This window comes from Bradyrhizobium sp., assembly GCF_030693485.1.
Taxonomy (GTDB): domain Bacteria; phylum Pseudomonadota; class Alphaproteobacteria; order Rhizobiales; family Xanthobacteraceae; genus Bradyrhizobium.
Map to the genome: position 1 here is coordinate 1 of NZ_JAUYAN010000222.1, position 19,919 is coordinate 19,919.

At 64.7% G+C, this 19,919-nt stretch carries 18 protein-coding genes and 1 pseudogene; 14 read left to right on the plus strand and 5 right to left on the minus strand.

Annotation, left to right across the window (positions count from 1 at the left end):
• The 5 genes from Q8N40_RS16395 to Q8N40_RS16415 form a co-directional block, all read left to right on the plus strand.
• Positions 1–460, plus strand: a 460-nt coding sequence (locus tag Q8N40_RS16395; protein WP_305712550.1) for an ABC transporter permease, incomplete at its 5' end; no start/stop codon positions are given.
• Positions 461–462: 2 nt separating this feature from the next.
• Complete coding sequence (locus Q8N40_RS16400; RefSeq protein ID WP_305712551.1) at positions 463–1,185, plus strand: ATP-binding cassette domain-containing protein; 723 nt, start codon at positions 463–465, stop codon at positions 1,183–1,185.
• A 22-nt stretch (positions 1,186–1,207) separates the two neighbouring features.
• Positions 1,208–2,041, plus strand: a complete 834-nt coding sequence (locus tag Q8N40_RS16405; protein WP_305712552.1) for a substrate-binding domain-containing protein — start codon at positions 1,208–1,210, stop codon at positions 2,039–2,041.
• A gap of 95 nt (positions 2,042–2,136) precedes the next feature.
• Positions 2,137–3,255 carry a molybdopterin-binding protein gene (locus Q8N40_RS16410; RefSeq protein ID WP_305712553.1) on the plus strand — a complete coding sequence of 373 codons (1,119 nt, stop codon included), beginning with the start codon at positions 2,137–2,139 and terminating at the stop codon, positions 3,253–3,255.
• 1 nt (position 3,256) lies between these two features.
• Complete coding sequence (locus tag Q8N40_RS16415) at positions 3,257–5,218, plus strand: molybdopterin biosynthesis protein (RefSeq protein WP_371135724.1); 1,962 nt, start codon at positions 3,257–3,259, stop codon at positions 5,216–5,218.
• 62 nt (positions 5,219–5,280) lie between these two features.
• On the opposite strand, the gene Q8N40_RS16420 is transcribed toward Q8N40_RS16415, so the two are convergent.
• The 4 genes from Q8N40_RS16420 to fdhD form a co-directional block, all read right to left on the minus strand.
• Positions 5,281–5,433 carry an SDR family oxidoreductase gene (locus Q8N40_RS16420; protein WP_305712555.1) on the minus strand — a complete coding sequence of 51 codons (153 nt, stop codon included), beginning with the start codon at positions 5,431–5,433 and terminating at the stop codon, positions 5,281–5,283.
• Between the two features lie 79 nt (positions 5,434–5,512).
• Positions 5,513–5,728 (minus strand): hypothetical protein, encoded by a 216-nt coding sequence (locus tag Q8N40_RS16425; protein ID WP_305319383.1) that lies wholly within the window; start codon positions 5,726–5,728, stop codon positions 5,513–5,515.
• A gap of 74 nt (positions 5,729–5,802) precedes the next feature.
• Positions 5,803–6,468, minus strand: coding sequence for a molybdenum cofactor guanylyltransferase MobA (gene mobA, locus Q8N40_RS16430; RefSeq protein ID WP_371135725.1), 666 nt, complete (start codon positions 6,466–6,468; stop codon positions 5,803–5,805).
• Positions 6,458–7,348, minus strand: coding sequence for a formate dehydrogenase accessory sulfurtransferase FdhD (gene fdhD, locus Q8N40_RS16435; RefSeq protein WP_305319384.1), 891 nt, complete (start codon positions 7,346–7,348; stop codon positions 6,458–6,460). The genes mobA and fdhD overlap by 11 nt, the downstream gene beginning before the upstream one ends.
• Before the next feature lie 195 nt (positions 7,349–7,543).
• Between fdhD and mobB the strand changes: the two genes are divergently transcribed.
• The 8 genes and pseudogenes from mobB to Q8N40_RS16475 all read left to right on the plus strand — a co-directional run.
• Entirely contained in the window at positions 7,544–8,071 is a 528-nt protein-coding gene (mobB, locus tag Q8N40_RS16440) for a molybdopterin-guanine dinucleotide biosynthesis protein B (protein ID WP_305319385.1), read from the plus strand.
• Positions 8,072–8,079: 8 nt separating this feature from the next.
• Positions 8,080–9,336 (plus strand): gephyrin-like molybdotransferase Glp, encoded by a 1,257-nt coding sequence (gene glp / locus Q8N40_RS16445; RefSeq protein ID WP_305712556.1) that lies wholly within the window; start codon positions 8,080–8,082, stop codon positions 9,334–9,336.
• A 138-nt stretch (positions 9,337–9,474) separates the two neighbouring features.
• Positions 9,475–9,714, plus strand: a complete 240-nt coding sequence (locus tag Q8N40_RS16450) for a sulfurtransferase TusA family protein (protein ID WP_305319387.1) — start codon at positions 9,475–9,477, stop codon at positions 9,712–9,714.
• 85 nt (positions 9,715–9,799) lie between these two features.
• The gene (locus tag Q8N40_RS16455; RefSeq protein ID WP_305712557.1) at positions 9,800–11,455 is read left to right on the plus strand and encodes an OFA family MFS transporter; all 1,656 of its coding nucleotides are present in this window, start codon (positions 9,800–9,802) and stop codon (positions 11,453–11,455) included.
• A gap of 106 nt (positions 11,456–11,561) precedes the next feature.
• Positions 11,562–12,455 carry a LysR family transcriptional regulator gene (locus Q8N40_RS16460; protein ID WP_305712558.1) on the plus strand — a complete coding sequence of 298 codons (894 nt, stop codon included), beginning with the start codon at positions 11,562–11,564 and terminating at the stop codon, positions 12,453–12,455.
• A 245-nt stretch (positions 12,456–12,700) separates the two neighbouring features.
• Positions 12,701–14,410: an NADH-ubiquinone oxidoreductase-F iron-sulfur binding region domain-containing protein gene (locus Q8N40_RS16465; protein WP_305712559.1), complete on the plus strand. Its 1,710-nt coding sequence runs from the start codon at positions 12,701–12,703 to the stop codon at positions 14,408–14,410.
• Positions 14,407–17,172, plus strand: a complete 2,766-nt coding sequence (gene fdhF, locus Q8N40_RS16470; RefSeq protein WP_305712560.1) for a formate dehydrogenase subunit alpha — start codon at positions 14,407–14,409, stop codon at positions 17,170–17,172. Before Q8N40_RS16465 ends, fdhF begins: the two co-directional genes overlap by 4 nt.
• A gap of 76 nt (positions 17,173–17,248) precedes the next feature.
• Positions 17,249–17,476 (plus strand): annotated as a pseudogene (locus Q8N40_RS16475) (DUF6496 domain-containing protein); the annotation flags it as partial.
• 166 nt (positions 17,477–17,642) lie between these two features.
• Here the strand turns inward: Q8N40_RS16475 and Q8N40_RS16480 are convergent.
• Positions 17,643–18,527: a Ku protein gene (locus Q8N40_RS16480; RefSeq protein ID WP_305712561.1), complete on the minus strand. Its 885-nt coding sequence runs from the start codon at positions 18,525–18,527 to the stop codon at positions 17,643–17,645.
• A 171-nt stretch (positions 18,528–18,698) separates the two neighbouring features.
• Between Q8N40_RS16480 and Q8N40_RS16485 the strand changes: the two genes are divergently transcribed.
• Positions 18,699–19,919: DNA polymerase ligase N-terminal domain-containing protein (locus Q8N40_RS16485; RefSeq protein WP_371135726.1), on the plus strand; the 1,221-nt coding region annotated here is incomplete at its 3' end.

The window sequence follows — 19,919 nt, forward strand, 5'->3', positions numbered from 1 at the left end:
TCTGCTGCTGTCGCGATCCGGGCCGCTCGGATCGATGGGCATCCTGTTCACGCCGACGGCGATGGTGATCGCCCAGACCATCCTGATCGTGCCGATCATCGCGGCGCTGACGCGCCAGACCATCGAGGATCTCTGGGCCGAGTATCGCGACGAACTGACCGCGATGGACGTCAGCCAGACCGGCCGCATGACGACCCTGTTATGGGATGCGCGCTTCAGCCTGCTCACCGCGTTGCTGGCGGGTTTCGGTCGCGCCGCCGCCGAGGTCGGCGCGGTCATGATCGTCGGCGGCAATATCGACGGCTTTACCCGCACCATGACCACGGCGGTGGCGCTGGAGACCTCCAAGGGCAATCTGCCGCTGGCGATGGGGCTGGGCCTCGTGCTGGTCGCGATTGTGCTGGCGATCAACGCCGCGGCCTGGGGAACGCGGGTCTGGTCCGAACGGCAGGCGGGCTGACGATGCGCGCAACCGTCAGCGATCTTCCCCTGGTTCTCGACGGCGTCTCGCTGCAGATAGGCGCCACCACTATCCTCGACCGCTTGAGTCTTTCCATCACGCCGGGCGCGCCGACGCTGATCGTCGGGCCGAACGGATCGGGCAAGACCAGTCTGCTGCGGCTGCTGATGGGGCTCACGGCGCCGACGACAGGCCGTGTCAGCTGGGGCGGCCGGACCGAGAGCAAGCCGGTGCGGCGCGCCATCCTGTTTCAACGCCCGGTCATGCTGCGTCGAACCGCCGCCGCCAATGTCGCCTATGCGCTGGCGCAGGCCGGCACACCGCGCGGCGAGCGCCCGGCGCGTGTCTCAGCCTTGCTGGAACGCGTCGGGCTGTTCGATCTCGCGCAGCGCCCGGCGCGAAAGCTCTCAGGCGGCGAACAGCAGCGCCTCGCGCTGGCCCGCGCGCTGGCGCGCGATCCCGAAATCCTGCTGCTCGACGAACCCACCGCCAGCCTCGATCCCGCCGCGACCCGCGGCGTCGAGGAGCTCGTGCTGATGGCGGCGCAATCCGGCATCAAGATCGTGATGGCCTCGCATGATCTCGGCCAGGTGCGAAGGCTCGCGGGCGAAGTGATGTTCATGGTGCGCGGCGCGTTATGCGAGCGCGCCCCTGCCGCTGGCTTTCTCGACCACCCGACCACCCCGGAGGCCGCCGCCTTTCTGCGCGGCGATCTCGTGATCTGATTTTCGACAACAGGAGCAGCCCATGCCGTCTCGCTTTTTATCGCTCGCATCAGCCCTCGTATTCGGCGTCCTCGCCGGTCTTGCGCCGGTAAGCGCGCAGGATCGCTCGATCGTGGTGGCGTCGACCACATCGACGCAGGATTCCGGGCTGTTCGGCTATCTGCTGCCGCTGTTCAAGGCCAAAGCCAACATCGACGTGAAGGTGATCGCGCAGGGCACCGGCCAGGCGCTCGAAACCGCGCGGCGCGGCGATGCCGACGTGGTGTTCGTCCACGCCAAGGCGCAGGAGGAAAAATTCGTCGCCGACGGGTTCGGGGTGAAGCGTTTCGACGTGATGTACAACGACTTTATCCTGATCGGGCCGAAGAGTGATCCCGCCGGCGTCAAGGGCAAGGACATCGAGACTGCGCTGAAGGCGATCCAGACCAGGGCCGCGCCGTTCGTCTCGCGCGGCGACAAATCTGGCACGCATTCGGCCGAACTGGCGCTGTGGAAAGTGGCCGGCGTCGATATCGCGGCGACAAAAGGCCCGTGGTACCGCGAGATCGGGCAGGGCATGGGACCGGCGCTCAACACCGCGGGCGCCATGAGCGGCTATGTGCTGGCCGACCGCGGCACCTGGATATCCTTCAAGAACCGTGGCGAACTCGAGATCGCCGTCGAGGGCGACCGGCGGCTGTTCAACCAGTACGGCGTCATGCTGGTGAACCCGGAAAAATTTCCCTCAGTGAAGAAGGAATTCGGCCAGTCTTTTGTCGATTGGCTGGTCTCCACGGAAGGCCAGGCCGCGATCGCCGCCTACAAGATCGACGGCCAGCAACTGTTTTTCCCGAATGCGGAGAAGAAGGGGAGTTGAGATAGGAGCGGGCGCGGCATCTCACCCTCGCCCGTCTAGGGGACGGTGAAGCGGCGCGGTTGCCAAAGCAACGATGTCTGGTCCACCATCGTCGCATGATTTCATCCCAACGCCTACCTTCGTCGCTTACTCCGCTCGACGTCGCGCTCGCGGCGTTGTTGCGCGACCTTGCTCCGGTCCCACCGATAGGACTTCCGCTGACCGAAGCCCTCGGCTGCATCGCGGCCGACATGTCACCGCTCAAGCCGCATCCGCCGCATGACGTCGCCGCCGCCGACGGGTGGGCGATGCGCGCCAACGATCTCGTCGGCGCGTCGTCCTATTCGCCACTGCCGCTGACGATACCGCCGGTATGGGTCGAAGCCGGCGACGCCATGCCGGAGACCTGCGACTGCGTGCTGGATTCCGATTCGGTCGATCGGACTGGACCGCTGGTGCAGGTGCTGGCGGAGGCGATACCGGGGCAGGGCGTTCGCCGGGCTGGGGCCGATATCGCCGGCGGAACCAGAGTCGTCGAGGCCGGGCGGCGCGTGCTGCCGCGCGATCTCCTGATCGCGCGCGCGGCGGGACTGACGGGACTGAGTGTGCGCCGGCCGCGTGTCGGCGTCGTGAACATTCCCGCCGCAGGCGCGGCGGTGACGGCGCAGCTGATCGCGGAGAGCGCCCGCAAGGCCGGCGCCGATGTCACCTGCGTAGAGGCCGTTGGCCGCGACGCCGACTCCATTGCCAGGGCGATCGATACGAAAGGCTGCGACCTGCTGCTCACAATCGGCGGCAGCGGCGTCGGCCGCAGCGATGCGACGGTGAGCGCGCTGGCGCAGCGTGGCGAGGTGATCGCGCATGGCATCGCGCTGCAGCCCGGCCGTACCACCGCGGTCGCCCGAATCGAAAAAACGCCGGTCATTGCGCTGCAGGGCGCGCCGGATCAGGCGTTCGCGGCGTGGTGGACGTTGGCGCTTCCTGTGCTGGACCTTCTGTCGGGCCGCCGGCCGCGCAAATCATTTAATTTGCCGCTGCAACGCAAGATCGCCTCCGGCGTCGGCATCGCCGAAATCGCGCTGCTGCGGCGAAAGCAGGGCGCCTGGGTCACGCTGGCGGTCGGCGACCTCTCGCTTGACGCCATTGCCCGCGCCGAGGCATGGCTGGCGGTGCCAGGCGGCGCCGAAGGTTTTGCAGCGGGCGAGCCGGTCGATGGCTATATGCTGCGGGACTGATATGAATTCCGGCATGACCAACACGCAACAACCGAAAAACCGGGAAAATCTCGAGCAGGACCAGTTCCTGATCATCCTGTCGCGAGAAGAAGCCTTGGCGCGCTTCGAAGCCGCGCTGTTCCCGCGCCCTGTTCCCGCTGAGCAACGGCCGCTGGCCGACGTGCTCGGCTGCGCGCTGGCTGAGGATATTGTGGCGCCGATCGACGTACCGCCGTTCGATCGCTCCAATGTCGACGGCTTTGCGGTGCGCTCCGCCGATCTCGCCTCCTCGGGCGAGGCGACGCCGACGCGGCTGATGCTCAACGATGAAGTGATCGCCTGCGGCGTCGCACCGACGCGGTCGGTGCTGTCGGGCACCGCGACGTCGATTGCCACCGGCGGCCCGGTGCCGCGCGGCGCCGACGCCATCGTCATGGTCGAGCACACCCAGCCCGCCGGCCCGCGCGCGATCGAGATTCGTCGCGCCGCTTCGCCCGGGCAGTTCGTCTCCTATGCGGGCTCCGACATCGCGCGCGGCGAGAATCTGTTGCGCGCCGGCACCGTGATCGGCTCGCGCGAAATCGGCATGCTGGCGGCTTGCGGTGTCGCGCAGGTGCCGGTTGTGCGTCGGCCGCGCGTCGCGGTCATGTCCACCGGTGACGAATTGGTGCAGCCGGGCAAGGCGCTGCGGCCGGCCGAGATCTACGATACCAACGGCGCCGTCGTCACCGCGGCGATCTCCGAGAACGGCGGTGAAGCGGTGTTTCTCGGCGCCATTGCCGATGACGAGGCAAAACTCGACGCCGCGATGCGCGCGGCGCTCGACTCCAGCGACATGCTGGTGCTGTCGGGCGGCACCTCGAAGGGCGCCGGCGACCTGTCGCATCGCATCATCGCGCGGCTCGGAAAACCCGGCATCATCGCCCATGGCGTCGCGCTGAAGCCCGGAAAACCGCTGTGCCTGGCGGTTTGCGACGGCAAGCCGGTGGTGATCCTGCCGGGATTTCCGACCTCGGCGATGTTCACGTTTCACGACATGATCGTGCCGGTGCTGCGCCGCATGGCGGGCCTGCCGCCGCGTTCCGATGCCAGGGTGTTCGCGAAAGTCCCGGTACGGATTGCCAGTGAACTCGGCCGCACCGAATTCGTCATGGTGTCGCTGGTCGAGGGCGATGGCGGTCTGATCGCCTATCCTTCCGGCAAGGGATCTGGCGCCATCACCTCGTTCGCGCAGGCCGACGGATTCTTGAAGATCGATGCGCTGGCCGACCAGATGCCGGCTGGCACCGACGCCGAAGTCACGCTGTTCACGCCGCATGTGCGGGTGCCGGATCTCGTCATTGTCGGCAGCCACTGCACCGGGCTCGATCTCGTCACCGCGCCGCTGGCGCGCGCGGGCCTCGTGGTGCGTTCGATCGCGGTCGGCAGCCTCGGCGGCCTCGCCGCGGCCAGGCGCGGCGAATGCGATTTTGCCCCGATCCATCTGTTCGATGAAAAGACCGAGAGCTACAACACGCCGTATCTCGCGGATGGTCTCGAACTGGTGCCGGGTTGGCGTCGGATGCAGGGCATCGTGTTTCGTGCGGGCGACTCACGTTTCGAAGGCCTGAGCGCGCAGGACGCGGTGCGCGCGGCGCTGGCCGATCCCGTCTGCATCATGGTCAACCGCAACCAGGGTGCCGGCACCCGCATCCTGATCGACCGGTTGCTCGCCGATAGCAGGCCCGACGGCTACTGGAACCAGCCGCGCTCGCATAACGCGGTCGCCGCCGCCGTCGCGCAGGGCCGCGCCGACTGGGGCATGACGATCGCGCCGGTCGCCCATGCCGCGGGCCTCGGGTTCATTCCGTTCGCCGAAGAGCATTATGATTTCGCACTGGTGACGGCGCGCAAGCAGAGGCCTGCGGTGCAGGCGTTTTTGGCGGCGCTGGCGTCGGAGGACGGGCGAGCGGCGCTGACGGGGGCGGGATTCCGGCCGGCTTGATGCGTCACCACCAGTAGCCGTCACCCCGAGGAGCCGCGCGCTTGCGTGGCGTCTCGCCTCCTTCACACAAACGCCATGCCGCCGTTCAGCATGATGGTCTGTCCGGTCATGTAGTCATTCCCGAGTACCATCAGCACCGCCTGCGCCACTTCGTGCGCCTGTCCCATCCGACCCAGCGGGGCAACGCGGCCGTTCAGATCGGGCCTGATGGTCATCGCAAAATCCTTGTCGGTCGCCTGCTTCAACCAGTTCGGGCAAGTATGGACCAAGGGACGGCAATGGAAAGCGCGATTGTCACAGGCGGATCGGGTGGCGCTGCTCGGCCTCGGCGAGCGCGCGCTGGGCCGCGGGCGAAAGGATTCTGTGGCCGGGCGGCACCCCGAGAATTGCATCGCTGCCCGTCACCCACCGGGCAGACCGGAGCATCCGCGAGATCGAAGCTTCAATATCCAGCGCGAAATCGATCGCGCGGGCGATGGAGACCAGAATATTCCCAAGAAACTCGATCATCGGAACGCCTGGAGGCTGACGGGAACCATTTCCTGGCCCAGTGGTCGCTGCCAATCGTGACTGGGTTCAATGCATCAGCCCCCGTCCAGCGCCGCCAATCGTTCAGCCTCGGCGATGTCATCCATGGTGTTGGCGTTGAAGAAGGGATCGAGTTCATCGACCTGCCATTCCACCGTCGCCATCTTGTAGCGCGCGGTCCAGCGGTCGATCTTGCGGATGTCTTCCACCACCAGGGCGTGGCGAAGTTCTTCGCGCAAGGCCACGCTCCATAGTCCGATCACCGGATGCGACTGGCCGTCGGAAGCCGCCACCGCGAGCTGCGCGTCCTGCTCGGCCCGCGCCGCATGCAGGCGCGCCACCAGATCGCGTGGCAGGAACGGGCAATCCGCCGCGGCGCTCAGCACCCACGCAATGCCGGCCCGGTTGGCCGCGGCCCAGTCGAGCGCCGCCAGAATACCGGCAAGCGGACCCGGAAAATCCGTGACACCGTCCGGTATCACCGGCAGCCCGAACGCGGCAAAACGCGCCGGATCGCCATTGGCGTTGAGGATCAGCCCGTCGCATTGCGGCTTCAGGCGCGCGATCACGCGATCCAGAATCGTCCGGCCGCCGATCTGGCGCATCGGCTTGTCGCCGCCGCCCATTCGCCGCGCGAGACCGCCGGCGAGCAGCACGCCGGGTGTTTCCGGCGCGTCGCTTGACGTCGCCGGCGCGTCGCTTGACGTCGCTTCAATCTTCACTTTCACCGCCCTTGCGCCTGTGACGCGCGGATTCCTCCGCGACGAAAGCGAGGTTCTGGTCGTAGACGATGCGCTCCTGGCCCGCCAGCGCGATGAAGCGCTTGCCCTTGGCGCGGCCGACCAGCGTCAGCCCGACCTGTCGCGCGAGATCGACGCCCCAGGCGGTAAAACCCGAACGCGACACCAGGATGGGAATTCCCATCCGCACCGTCTTGATCACCATTTCGGAAGTCAGCCGCCCCGTGGTGTACAAGATCTTGTCGGCGGGATCGACGCCGTGGCGGAACATCCAGCCCGCGATCTTGTCGACCGCGTTGTGACGGCCGACGTCCTCGGTGTAGCAGACCGGCTCGCCTTCTTTGCACAGCACGCAGCCATGGATCGCGCCGGCTTCCAGATAGAGCGAGGGCATGGTGTTGATGGCGTGCGTCATCTGGTAGAGCCAGGAGGTACGTAGCTCCGCCTTCGGAAGCGCCACGCTTTCCACGGCTTCCAGCAGGTCGCCGAATGCGGTGCCCTGGGCGCAGCCCGAGGTTTGCGTGCGCTTTTTCAGCTTGGCTTCGAAATTGGTGTGGTGCTCGGTGCGAACCACCACCACCTGCAGATCGTCGTCATATTCGACCTCGGTGACGACGTCGTCGTATTTCAGCATGTTCTGGTTGAGCAGGTAGCCGAGCGCCAGATATTCCGGATAATCGCCGATCGTCATCATGGTGACGATCTCCTGCGCGTTCAAATACAGCGTCAGCGGCCGTTCGACCGGGACGTTGATCTCGACGGCAGCCCCGGTATGGTCGGTCCCGGCGACGCGTTCGGTCAGCCGGGGATCGGCAGGGTCAGGGACGATCAGGGGGATGGGCGCTTTGTCGATCTTCATCATGGTCGGCAGGCTAGCATGACATTCGGGATTGGCCGATATAAAGCATCTCCTGAGAGAAGCGAAATCAGGCCTGACCACGTCATTGCGAGCGCAGCGAAGCAATCCATAGCCACGCGGAAAGTATGGATTGCTTCGTCGCTCGCTCCTCGCAATGACGGTGAGGGATGCGGGTTTCGGGCCGCAGCGGAGAATAAAATGAAAGTGATTGGCCTCGCCGGGTGGAGCGGCGCCGGCAAGACCACCTTGCTGACGCGGGTCATCCCGCATTGGCTCGGCGAGGGGCTGCGCGTTTCCGTGATCAAGCACGCCCATCATGCGTTCGATATCGACGTTCCCGGCAAGGATTCCTGGCGGCACCGCGAGGCGGGGGCCGCCGAGGTGCTGGTGTCTTCCGGCAAACGATGGGCCCTGATGCGCGAGTTGCGGGGCGCTCCAGAGCCGCGGCTGCCGGAATTGCTGGCAAAGCTGTCGCGGGTCGATCTCGTCGTGGTCGAGGGCTTCAAGTCCGAGCCGCATCGCAAGATCGAGGTGCATCGGCTGGCCAATGGCAAGCCGCTGCTGTTCCCCGACGATCCCGCGATATCAGGTATCGCCACCGACACGGAGGTGAAAACCACGCTGCCGGTGGTTCATCTCGATGACATCCCGGCGATCGCCGCTATGATGCGGAAGTTAGCGATTTCAGTCGATGATGTGCCGGCTGCAAGCGTGATCGAAAGCTAGGAAGTCTGATGGCGCAACTGTCCGACGATTGCTTCGCCTTTGGCGGGCCGATGATGTCGGTCGATGAAGCCGTTGGCATCATTGCCGCGCGGGTGACCGCGGTACCTGAGGTCAACGCGATTGCGCTCGGCGAAGCCGATGGTCGCATTCTCGCCCGCGATGTCAGGGCGCCGCTGCCGCTGCCGCCCTTCACCAATTCCGCCGTCGATGGCTATGCGGTGCGCGGCGGCGATCTGCCGCGAAATGAGGAGAAGGCGTTCCGGATCGCTGGTCGCGTTCAGGCCGGCGGCTCGGCCACCGGGGCGATCCAGCCCGGCCAGGCCGTACGGATCTTTACCGGCGCGCCGATGCCTGACGGCACCGATACCGTGTTCATGCAGGAGGATGTCCGTATCGACGATGCCGGCCAGGTGGTGCTCCCGGCGGGCTTGAAGCCCGGCGCCAATGTGCGTCCCGCCGGTGAAGACATCGCGTTTGGCCATGCCGCGCTCAGGAAAGGGAGCCGCCTGCGGCCGCAGGATATCGCGCTCGCCGCCGCCTTCGGCCTGACCCATGTCGATGTGCGCAGGCGGCTTCGCGTCGCGGTGTTCTCGACCGGCAACGAACTGGTTTCGCCGGGCAGCCCGCGTGCGGCCTCGCAACTGTTCGATTCCAACCGGTTCATGCTGACGGCGATGCTGGCGCGGCTCGGTTGCGAGGTCAGCGATCTCGGCATCATCCGGGATGATCGCGCCGCAATGGCGGATGGCCTGAAGAAGGTCGCAGGCGTCCATGATCTGATCCTGACCACCGGCGGCGTCTCCACCGGCGAAGAGGATCACGTCAAGGCCAGCGTTGAAAGCTCGGGTACCCTGGTGCTGTGGCGGATGGCGATCAAGCCCGGCCGTCCCGTCGCCATGGGCATCATCGACGGCACGCCGCTGATCGGACTGCCGGGCAACCCGGTGGCGAGTTTTGTCACCTTCGTCCATGTGGTGCGGCCGACCGCGCTGGCTTTGATGGGCGCCAGCCAGCAGCCATTGGTGCCGATGCCGGTCCGCTCCGCCTTCGCCTACAGGAAGAAAATCGGCCGCCGCGAATATGTCCGGGTGAACTTGCGCAAGGGCGACGACGGAGTGCTCGAAGCGTCGAAATTTCCGCGCGAGGGCGCGGGATTGCTGTCGTCGCTGGTCGATACCGACGGGCTGGTCGAACTCGGCGAGGAGATTATCGCGGTCGAACCGGGCCAGATGGTCGGGTTTCTCAGCTATGCGAGTCTGATGTGATGAGGGTGGGCAAAGGCGCCCTGGCGCCGTGCCCACCATTTCGCAGCGCAGTCAGCATGAAAGGGTGGGCGCGCTGCGCTTTGCCCACCTGCGCACTGTGTCGTTGACGATGCGAGCCCGCTTCGCCATGTTCGCCGCATGACCCAGACAACACTCGATCTCACCGGCCTGAAATGTCCGTTGCCGGCGCTGAAAACGCGCAAGGCGCTGAAGTCCGTGAAACCCGGCGACTTCCTGGAAGTTCACTGCACCGATCCGCTATCGGTGATCGATATCCCGAACCTGATCCGGGAGACCGGCGACAAGGTCGAGATATCGGAGCGTACCGAGAAACGGATCGTGTTCCTGATCGAGAAGGCCGGCGCCGCGGCGGACTGAGCCGGTCCGGCAGGTTCTGATCTTTGTCAATTCCCTTTCTCTTCAACTGGGCCAGATAGAACAGGGTCCGATTCGGAGAGAACGAATGGCTGCAGTCGCCCGGAACGGCACGAGGAAAGACAGCGTGGCCGGCATTCTCGATCGCGAGCGGACGATTGCGACGGCCGGGTTCAATCGCTGGCTGGTGCCGCCGGCGGCGCTCTGCATTCACCTGTGCATCGGCATGGCCTACGGCTTCAGCGTGTTCTGGCTGCCGCTGTCGCGCGCCCTCGGTATCGACGCGCCGAAGGCCTGTCCCGAGATGTCGCTGCTGCAGGAGCTGTTCACCACCACCTGCGACTGGCGCGTCGCCAGCATGGGCTGGATGTATACGCTGTTCTTCGTGCTGCTAGGCGTTTCCGCGGCGATCTGGGGCGGTTGGCTCGAACGCTCCGGCCCGCGCAAGGCCGGTTTTGTCGCCGCCTTGTGCTGGGTCGGGGGCCTCCTGATCGGCGCTTTCGGCATCTACCTGCATCAGCTCTGGCTGTTGTGGCTCGGCTGCGGCGTGATCGGCGGTATCGGCCTCGGCATCGGTTACATCTCTCCGGTGTCGACCCTGGTAAAATGGTTTCCCGATCGCCGCGGCATGGCGACCGGCATGGCGATCATGGGCTTCGGCGGCGGCGCCATGATCGGCGCGCCGCTCGCCGATCTCCTGATGAACTATTTCGAGACGCCGAATTCGGTCGGTGCCTGGGAAACCTTCGTCGCCCTCGCGGCGGTCTATTTTGGCTTCATGATGATCGGCGCGTTCCGCTACCGCGTTCCGCCGGCCGGCTGGCGTCCTGACGGCTGGACCCCGTCCGGCAAGGCCAGCGCCATGATTTCGCAGCATAACGTCCATCTCAACGACGCGCACAAGACCAGGCAGTTCTGGATGATCTGGATCGTGCTGTGCATGAACGTGTCGGCCGGCATCGGCGTGATCGGCATGGCGTCGCCGATGTTGCAGGAGATTTTCGCGGGTTCGCTGATCGGTCAGCCCGGCGTCAGGTTCGATGCGCTCTCGACCGAGCAACAGGCCGCCATCGCGGTGATCGCCGCCGGCTTCACCGGGCTGCTGTCGCTGTTCAATATCGGCGGCCGCTTCTTCTGGGCGTCGCTGTCGGACTATATCGGCCGCAAGAATACCTATTACGCGTTTTTTATCCTCGGCATCGCGCTCTATGCGCTGGCGCCGACCTTCGCCAATCTGGGCTCAATCCTGCTGTTTGTCGGCGCCTTCTGCATCATCCTGTCGATGTATGGCGGCGGATTCGCCACGGTGCCGGCCTATCTCGCGGACATGTTCGGCACCCAGTTCGTCGGCGCCATTCACGGCAGGGTGCTGACGGCGTGGTCGACCGCCGGTATCATCGGTCCTGTGGTGGTGAACTATATCCGCGAAGCGCAGCTCGCCGCCGGCGTGCCGCGCGATCATCTCTACAACACCACCATGTACATCCTGTGCGGCATGCTGGTCATCGGCCTGATCTGCAACGCCATGATCAGGCCGGTCGACCCCAAATGGCACATGAGCACTGAAGCGGTTGCCAGGCTGCAGGCGGCGGGTGCGGGCAGCGCGGCTGCGGTACAGCCCGGTTCCTTCGGCATCGGCAAGGGCGGCCTCGACGTTCAGGCGGCGCTGTTCTGGGCCATGGTCGGGGTACCCCTGGGATGGGGCGTCTGGAAGACATTGCAAAGCGCGGTCAGGATCTTCTGATCCGGGCCGGGCCGGGCGGAGACCTCGCTGGCATTACTGCGGCCAAGCTGGCAAAACTGGACCGATCGCGCCCCACCGCGCGGTGAAATTCGACAGGACCTTTGGCTTGATCGACAAACTCGAACTCCTGCTGGCGCTGGCCAAGGAACGGCATTTCGGCCGCGCCGCCGAAGCCTGCGGCGTCACCCAGCCGACGATGTCGACCAGCCTGAAGCAACTCGAGGAAATCCTGGGGGTGATGCTGGTACAGCGCGGCTCGCGCTTCGTCGGCTTCACGCCCGAGGGGGAGCGCACGCTGGACTGGGCGCGGCGCATCGTCGGCGACGTGCGCGGCATGCGCCAGGAAATCAATTCGCTGAAGGACGGACTGTCAGGCGAGATCCGGATCGCGGCAATACCGACGGTGCTGGGCATGGTGGCATCGCTGACCACGCCGTTTCGGGCCCGCCACCCCGATGTGCGCTTTCGCATCGTGTCCTGCACCTCGATCGAAGTGCTGGGATTGCTGGAAAATCTCGAGGTCGATGCCGGGCTGACCTATCTCGACAACGAGCCGCTCGGCAAGGTGCGCTCCGTCCCGCTCTACGACGAGAGTTATCGCCTGATCACCGCGCCGGACAGCCAGTTCGGGGACCGCGATCAGGTGACCTGGAAGGAGGTGGGAGAGGTGCCGCTATGCCTGCTCACGCCCGACATGCAGAATCGCCGCATCATCGACCGCGCGCTGCTGGAGGCGGGGACGGAGGCGAAACCCTCCTTGACGTCGAACTCGATCATCGTGCTCTACACCCATGTGAAGACCGGACGCTGGGCCAGCGTGATGCCGGCCAAGCTTGCCGACACCCTCGGCCTGTCGGATGCCGTCAGATCGATCCCGATTGTCGATCCCAAAGTGACCTACCGGATCGGACTGGTGGTGCCGTTGCGCGATCCGATGACGCCGATGGTCGCGGCATTGGTTGACACCGCGCGCGCGGTTGCACCGACGCTCGCCGGCTGAGCGGCGTCGGCTACAGGTCTATTTCGAATCCGTATCGATCGATAGCGATCTCTGATCGATACGCTTTCCCTATCGATGCACGGGACGGCTTTATTGATCTTTGGATCGATTCTCGTTCTGATCAGCATGGCCCCCGTTGCGTGGGAATGACCGCAGCACCGGCCTTGCTCTCCCTGAATTTGCCCTTGGCATGTGGTATGCCAGGAATTAGAGTTCGCTGAAACGAGAGCGGGATTGAAACTTCGATGAACCACGACGTCCAGACAGTCCGCTCGTTCGAACATCCGGGCCAGGGCCGCAAGCGGGCCAAGTCGACCCCCAAGGGCCGCCAGATCGATCCGTTGGCCGCTGAAGAGATTGCGCTTCTGCTCGGCGACCGGCCGCGGCGGCGCGATCTCCTGATCGAGCATTTGCACCTGATCCAGGACACGTACCGGCAGATTTCCGCGGCCCACCTCGCCGCGCTCGCCGACGAGATGAAGCTGGCCTTTGCCGAGGTGTTCGAGACCGCGACTTTTTACGCGCATTTCGATGTGGTGAAGGAGGGCGAGGCCGATATCGCACCGCTGACCATCCGGGTCTGCGATTCCCTGACCTGCGCCATGCTGGGCGCGGAAAAATTGCTGCAGGAGTTGCAGACGACGGCAGGCCCCGGCATTCGCGTGGTGCGCGCGCCCTGCGTCGGCCGCTGCGACACCGCGCCGGCGGCCGAAGTCGGCCATCACTTCGTCGATCACGCCACGGTGGCGAACGTGCTGGCGGCCGCGAAGGCCGGCGACACCCATGCGCATCTGCCAAAATACATCGACTACGACGCCTATGTTGCCGGCGGCGGCTACGGACTGCTCGATCGGCTGCGTTCCGGCAAGTTGAAAAAAGAAGATCTCCTGAAGTCGCTCGACGACGCCTCCTTGCGCGGGCTCGGCGGCGCGGGATTTCCCACGGGACGAAAGTGGCGCGCAGTGCTCGGCGAGCCCGGTCCGCGGCTGATGGCGATCAATGGCGACGAGGGCGAGCCCGGCACGTTCAAGGATCGCTACTATCTGGAAACCGACCCGCATCGCTTCATCGAGGGCATGCTGATCGGCGCCTGCGTGGTCGAAGCGCCCGATGTCTACATCTACCTCCGCGACGAATATCCGGCGAGCCGCGAAATTCTCGAACGCGAAATTGCAAAGCTGCCGCCGGGCGGGCCGGTGCTGCACATGCGGCGCGGCGCCGGCGCCTATATCTGCGGCGAGGAATCCTCGCTGCTGGAGAGCATCGAGGGCAAGCGCGGGTTGCCGAGGCACAAGCCGCCATACCCGTTCCAGGTCGGGTTGTTCGGTCTGCCGACGCTGATCAACAACATCGAGACGCTGTGGTGGGTCCGCGACGTCGTCGAGAAGGGCGCGGAGTGGTGGCAGAGCCATGGCCGCAACGACCGTCACGGCCTGCGCAGCTATTCGGTGTCGGGGCGGGTGAAAAATCCCGGCATGAAGCTCGCGCCCGCCGGTCTGACGGTGCGCGAACTGATCGACGAATTCTGCGGCGGCATGGCCGACGGACATCAATTCCACGCCTATCTGCCGGGCGGTGCCTCCGGCGGCATCCTGCCGGCAGCGATGGACGATATCCCGCTGGATTTCGGCACGCTGGAAAAATACGGCTGCTTCATCGGTTCCGCCGCCGTCATCATTCTGTCCGAGCACGACAGCGTGAAGGGGGCGGCGCTCAATTTGATGCGCTTCTTCGAGGACGAGAGCTGCGGCCAGTGCACGCCCTGCCGCGTCGGCACCCAGAAGGCGGCGCTGCTGATGCAAAAGCCGGTGTGGAACCGGGAATTGCTCGACGAACTGAGCCAGGCGATGCGCGACGCCTCGATCTGCGGTCTCGGCCAGGCGGCCTCGAATCCGCTCACCACCGTGATCAAATATTTCCCTGACGAGTTCCTTCCGAAGGAAGCCGCGGAATGACGAAAATCCAGTTCGAACTCGACGGCCAACAGGTCGAGGCCATCAACGGCGAGACCATCTGGCAAGTCGCGAAACGGCAGGGCCGCGAGATTCCGCATTTGTGCTATTCGCCCGAACCGGACTACCGGCCCGACGGCAATTGCCGCGCCTGCATGGTGGAGATCGAGGGCGAGCGGGTGCTGGCGGCGTCCTGCAAGCGCACGCCAAGCGTCGGCATGAAGGTGAAATCGGAAAGCGCGCGCGCGGTCGCGGCGCAGAAGATGGTGATGGAATTGCTGGTCGCTGACCAGCCGGCGCGCGCCACCTCGCACGATCCCGATTCGAAATTCTGGAACTGGGCCGAAAAGATCGAGGTGACCGAAAGCCGTTTTCCGGCGGCGGAACGCTGGCATGGTGACTCAAGTCATCCCGCGATGAGCGTCAACCTGGATTCCTGTATCCAGTGCGGCCTGTGCGTGCGCGCCTGCCGCGAGGTCCAGGTCAATGACGTGATCGGCATGGCCTATCGCAGCCATGAATCCAAGATCGTGTTCGACTTCGACGATCCGATGGGGGACTCGACCTGCGTCGCCTGCGGCGAGTGCGTGCAGGCCTGTCCGACCGGCGCGTTGATGCCATCGGTGATGCTCGACGAGAACCAGACCCGAACCGTCTATCCCGACAAGAAGGTCGATTCACTATGCCCGTTCTGCGGCGTCGGCTGCCAGGTCACCTATGAAGTCAAGGACGAGAAGATCATCTATGCCGCGGGCCGCGACGGCCCGGCCAATCACAACCGGCTCTGCGTCAAGGGCCGCTTCGGTTTCGACTACATCCATCATCCGCATCGCCTGACCAAACCGCTGGTGCGGCTGGCGAATGCGAAGAAGGACGCCAACGACCAGGTCGATCCCGCCAATCCGTTCACGCATTTCCGCGAAGCCTCCTGGGAGGAGGCGCTGGACATCGCCGCGCAAGGCCTCGTCAGGATCCGTGACAACAAGGGCGTCAAGGCGCTGGCCGGCTTCGGCTCGGCCAAGGGCTCGAACGAGGAAGCCTATCTGTTCCAGAAACTGGTGCGTACCGGTTTTGGTTCCAACAACGTCGATCACTGCACCCGGCTGTGCCACGCCTCGTCGGTGGCGGCGCTGATGGAAGGCCTCAACTCCGGCGCGGTATCGGCGCCGTTCGCCGCCGCCATGGACGCCGAAGTCATCATCGTGATCGGCGCCAATCCGACCGTGAACCATCCGGTCGCCGCGACCTTCATCAAGAACGCGGCGAAGAAGGGCGCCAGGCTGATCGTGATGGATCCGCGGCGGCAGTCGCTGTCGCGCCATGCCCATACGCATCTGCAGTTCAAGCCCGGCGCCGACGTCGCGATGCTCAATGCGATGCTGCACACCATCATCACCGAAGGGCTGACCGACCAGCAATACATCGCCGGCTACACCGAAGGCTTCGACGAGCTCAAGGAGCGCATCAAGGATTTTCCGCCGGAGAAGATGGAGCCGATCTGCGGCATTCCGGCCGAGACCCTGAAGGAAGTGGCGCGGATGTATGCGCGCTCGCGCGCCTCGCTGATCTTCTGGGGCATGGGCATCAGCCAGCACATCCACGGCACCGACAATGCGCGCTGCCTGATCGCGCTGGCGCTGGTCACCGGTCAGATCGGCCGTCCCGGTACCGGGCTGCATCCGCTGCGCGGCCAGAACAACGTTCAGGGCGCCTCCGACGCCGGCCTGATCCCGATGTTCTTGCCGGACTACCAGCCGGTCGGGCGCACCGACCTGCGCGAACCCTTCGAAAAACTCTGGCATCAGGAGATCGATCCGGTGCGCGGCCTCACCGTGGTCGAGATCATGAACGCGATCCATGCCGGCGAAATCACCGGCATGTATATCGAGGGCGAGAACCCCGCGATGTCCGACCCTGATCTGCAGCATGCGCGCGGTGCGCTGGCCATGCTGGAACACCTGGTGGTGCAGGATCTGTTCGTCACCGAGACCGCGTTCCATGCCGACGTGATCCTGCCGGCCTCGGCGTTCGCGGAAAAATCCGGCAGTTTCACCAATACCGACCGCCGTGTGCAACTGGCGCGCGAAGTGATAAAACCGCCGGGCGACGCGCGGCAGGATCTGTGGATCATCCAGGAAATTGCCAAGCGCATGGGCCTTCCCTGGAACTACGGCGGCCCGGCCGATGTCTTCACCGAGATGACAGAGGTGATGCATTCGCTGAAGAACATCAGCTGGGAGCGGCTGGTGCGCGAGGGGGCGGTGACCTATCCGGTCGACGATCCGCATTTGCCCGGCAACGAGATCATCTTCACCACGGGTTTCCCGACCGTGAGCGGCCGCGGCAAGATCGTGCCGGCGCGTGTCTTGCCGCCGGACGAACTGCCGGACACGGAGTATCCGATGGTGCTCTCGACCGGACGCGTGCTCGAACACTGGCACACCGGCTCGATGACGCGCCGCTCCCTGGTGCTCGACCAGATCGAGCCGGAGGCGGTCGCCTTCATGTCGCCGAAGGACATGCGGCGCTTGAACGTCTGGCCCGGCGACAGGATACGGCTGGAAACGCGCCGCGGCGCCGTCGAGGTCAAGGTGCGCTCCGATCGCGACGTGCCGGAAAACATGGTGTTCATGCCGTTCTGCTACGCGGAAGCGGCGGCCAATTTGCTGACCAACCCGGCGCTCGATCCGTTCGGCAAGATTCCCGAATTCAAGTTCTGCGCGGTGCGCGCCCAGCGCGCCGAGGCGCTGGTCGCGGCGGAATAGGCGGGGGCACCGGCGGCTGCGCCCAGGAACTTTCGTGCCGCGCTAGGATTAATTTCCCGCAACCGGAAGAATTCACATGGCACGAAAATATTCGAAGAAAGCCTCGGCCAAGGTCGCGCGCGCGATGAAGAAGCGCAAGGCCGGGACGCTGAAGAGCGGCCGTTCCGGCAAGAAGGTCAAGAGCCGCAAGCAGGCCATCGCGATCGGTCTTTCCGAGGCGCGGGCCGAAGGCAAGAAGGTCCCGAAGAAGGCCGCGAAGCGCAAGACGGCGAAAACGAAAGCGAAGAAGCGCAACGCGAAGAAGTAATCACCATCGTCGTTCCTGCGAACGCAGGAACCTAAAACCACCGTCGCAGTGGGAAGAACAGTCGTTCATCATCGTGGCAGAACCCGGTGGCTGCGGCGTATGAATCCCTGCGTTCGCAGGCACGACATTGTCGCTATTCCTGCGCCCAACGATGTCCTCTCGCTCACCTCGCCTTGCGCGCCCGCGCGGCCGAGCGATGCGCTTTCTTGGCGGAGCGGCCGGGCGCCGCCCGGCGCGTCGGGGCATGGCGGCCGCGTTTCGCCGATCCCTTGCCCTTCAAGCTCTGCTTCAGCGCGTCCATCAGGCTGATGACGTTGTCAGGCTTCTCCTCCGGCTCGGCGGCCTTGACCGGCTTGCCGGCGGCCTTGCGCTTCACCAGCGACTTCAATGCGGTTTCATATTCGTCCTTGAATTTCGAGGGATCGAAATGCGCGGCCTTGCTGTCGAGGATGTGGCTCGCCAGTTCGATCATGTCTTTCGAGATTTTGGGGCTCTTGATGTCGCCGAAATAGTCAGCCTCGTCGCGCAGCTCATAGGGAAAGCGCAACGTGGTGCCGAGCAGGCCCTTGCCGAGCGGCTCGATGGCGAGGATGTGCTCGCGATTGGTCAGCACGATGCGCGCCAGCGCGACGCGGTCCTGGTCCTTCATGGCGTCGCGGATCACGGCAAATGCGTCGGCGCCGGACTTGCCGTCGGGCGCGATGTAATAGGGGTTGTTGAGATAGCGCTTGTCGATCTCGTCCCGGGGCACGAAACTGTCGATATCGATGGTGTGGTTGCTGTCGATCTGGACCGCCTCCAGTTCCTCCTTTTCGATCGCGACATACTCGCCTTTTTTCAGCTCGTAACCGCGGCCCTTCTGCTCGCTCTCGACGACATCGCCGGTTTCGGAGTCGACCATCTGCTGCTTCAGCCGGTTGCCGGTCTCCTTGTTGATCATGTGGAAACGGGTTTTTTCGGCCGAGGTCGAGGCCGGATAGAGCAGGACCGGACAGGACACGAGGGAAAGTTTCAGGGAGCCTTTCCAGTAGGCGCGCGGCGAGGCCATGGTTTTATCTCCAACCCGTTTTGTGTGCAGGAGAATTCAGCGCAATCGCATCAGGGAACTTGAACGGTAATTGAGGGTTTTGGTTCCAGGCTCTAAGGTGTCGGACGGGCCGGTATTGCGTTCGCGCGGGATTTGATCGTGTCGCTGAAGAATTTGTCCACCTATCGGAAGATGCGCGATTTCGAGAAGACCGCGGAGCCCTCGGGCGAAGCCGAGGTCGCGCCATCGAAGCGGCGGCGTTTTGTCATCCAGAAGCATGACGCGACCCGGCTGCATTATGATCTCAGGCTGGAGTTCGACGGCGTCTTCAAGTCCTGGGCGGTGACCAAGGGGCCCTCGCTCGATCCGCACGACAAGCGGCTGGCGGTGGAGGTGGAAGACCATCCGCTCGATTACGGCGATTTCGAAGGGATCATTCCGCACGACCAGTATGGCGGCGGCACCGTGCAACTGTGGGATCGCGGCTACTGGGAATCTGACGACCCGGAAAAAGGCTTCAAGAAGGGCGATCTGAAATTCACGCTGCAAGGCGAAAAGCTGCATGGAAGCTGGGTGCTGGTGCGGATGCGCCACGACCGCGATGGCGGCAAGCGCACCAACTGGCTGCTGATCAAGCACCGCGACGAATTTGCCAGGGAAGGCAAAGCCAACGACATCCTCGATGCCGATCAGTCGGTGGCGTCAGGACGATCGATGGACCAGATCGCCGCGGGCAAGGGCAGGGCGCCAAGGCCGTTCATGCTGGCGAAGGCCGGCCGCGGCAAGGCCGATGCGGTGTGGCATTCGAACCGGGGCGATGCCGCCGAGACGCGCGCCACGAACAAGAAGGCAGCGGCGCCACCGTCGAAGGCGCGAGCGCCGTCAAAGCCGGCCAAGGGCAAGAGGGTGCCGGAGTTTGTCCCGCCGCAGCTCTGCACGCTGGTCGATCGTCCGCCCGGCGGAGATGGCTGGTGCCATGAGATCAAATTCGACGGTTACCGGGTGCAGTTGCGGATCGAGGATGGCAAGGTCGCGCTGATGACCCGCAAGGGGCTCGACTGGAGCGACAAGTTCAAGGCGATTGCGAAAGCGGGCAGCGCCTTGCCGGATGGATTGATCGACGGCGAAATCGTTGCGCTCGATGAAAACAGCGCGCCGAATTTCTCGACGCTGCAGGCCGCGATTTCCGACGGCAAGACCGACAATCTCGTTTTCTTCGCGTTCGATCTGTTGTTTGCCGGCGCTGAAGATCTTCGTTCACTGCCGCTCAAGGAGCGGAAGGAGCGTTTGAAGAAGCTGCTGGAGGCCTGCAAAGGCAAGAGCAATCTGATCCGCTATGTCGAGCATTTCGAGAGCGGCGGCGACGCCATCCTGCAATCGGCCTGCAAGCTGTCGCTGGAGGGCATCGTTTCG

Bases quoted from the DNA above. Each gene is read 5' to 3' on its own strand.
- Q8N40_RS16415 (WP_371135724.1), top strand. From the start codon at position 3,257: ATGAATTCCGGCATGACCAACACGCAACAACCGAAAAACCGGGAAAAT.
- glp (WP_305712556.1), top strand. From the start codon at position 8,080: ATGGCGCAACTGTCCGACGATTGCTTCGCCTTTGGCGGGCCGATGATG.
- Q8N40_RS16450 (WP_305319387.1), top strand. From the start codon at position 9,475: ATGACCCAGACAACACTCGATCTCACCGGCCTGAAATGTCCGTTGCCG.
- Q8N40_RS16465 (WP_305712559.1), top strand. From the start codon at position 12,701: ATGAACCACGACGTCCAGACAGTCCGCTCGTTCGAACATCCGGGCCAG.
- Q8N40_RS16420 (WP_305712555.1), bottom strand. From the start codon at position 5,433: ATGACCATCAGGCCCGATCTGAACGGCCGCGTTGCCCCGCTGGGTCGG.
- Q8N40_RS16480 (WP_305712561.1), bottom strand. From the start codon at position 18,527: ATGGCCTCGCCGCGCGCCTACTGGAAAGGCTCCCTGAAACTTTCCCTC.
- Q8N40_RS16400 (WP_305712551.1), top strand. From the start codon at position 463: ATGCGCGCAACCGTCAGCGATCTTCCCCTGGTTCTCGACGGCGTCTCG.
- mobB (WP_305319385.1), top strand. From the start codon at position 7,544: ATGAAAGTGATTGGCCTCGCCGGGTGGAGCGGCGCCGGCAAGACCACC.
- Q8N40_RS16455 (WP_305712557.1), top strand. From the start codon at position 9,800: ATGGCTGCAGTCGCCCGGAACGGCACGAGGAAAGACAGCGTGGCCGGC.
- fdhF (WP_305712560.1), top strand. From the start codon at position 14,407: ATGACGAAAATCCAGTTCGAACTCGACGGCCAACAGGTCGAGGCCATC.
- Q8N40_RS16425 (WP_305319383.1), bottom strand. From the start codon at position 5,728: ATGATCGAGTTTCTTGGGAATATTCTGGTCTCCATCGCCCGCGCGATC.
- fdhD (WP_305319384.1), bottom strand. From the start codon at position 7,348: ATGATGAAGATCGACAAAGCGCCCATCCCCCTGATCGTCCCTGACCCT.
- Q8N40_RS16405 (WP_305712552.1), top strand. From the start codon at position 1,208: ATGCCGTCTCGCTTTTTATCGCTCGCATCAGCCCTCGTATTCGGCGTC.
- Q8N40_RS16410 (WP_305712553.1), top strand. From the start codon at position 2,137: ATGATTTCATCCCAACGCCTACCTTCGTCGCTTACTCCGCTCGACGTC.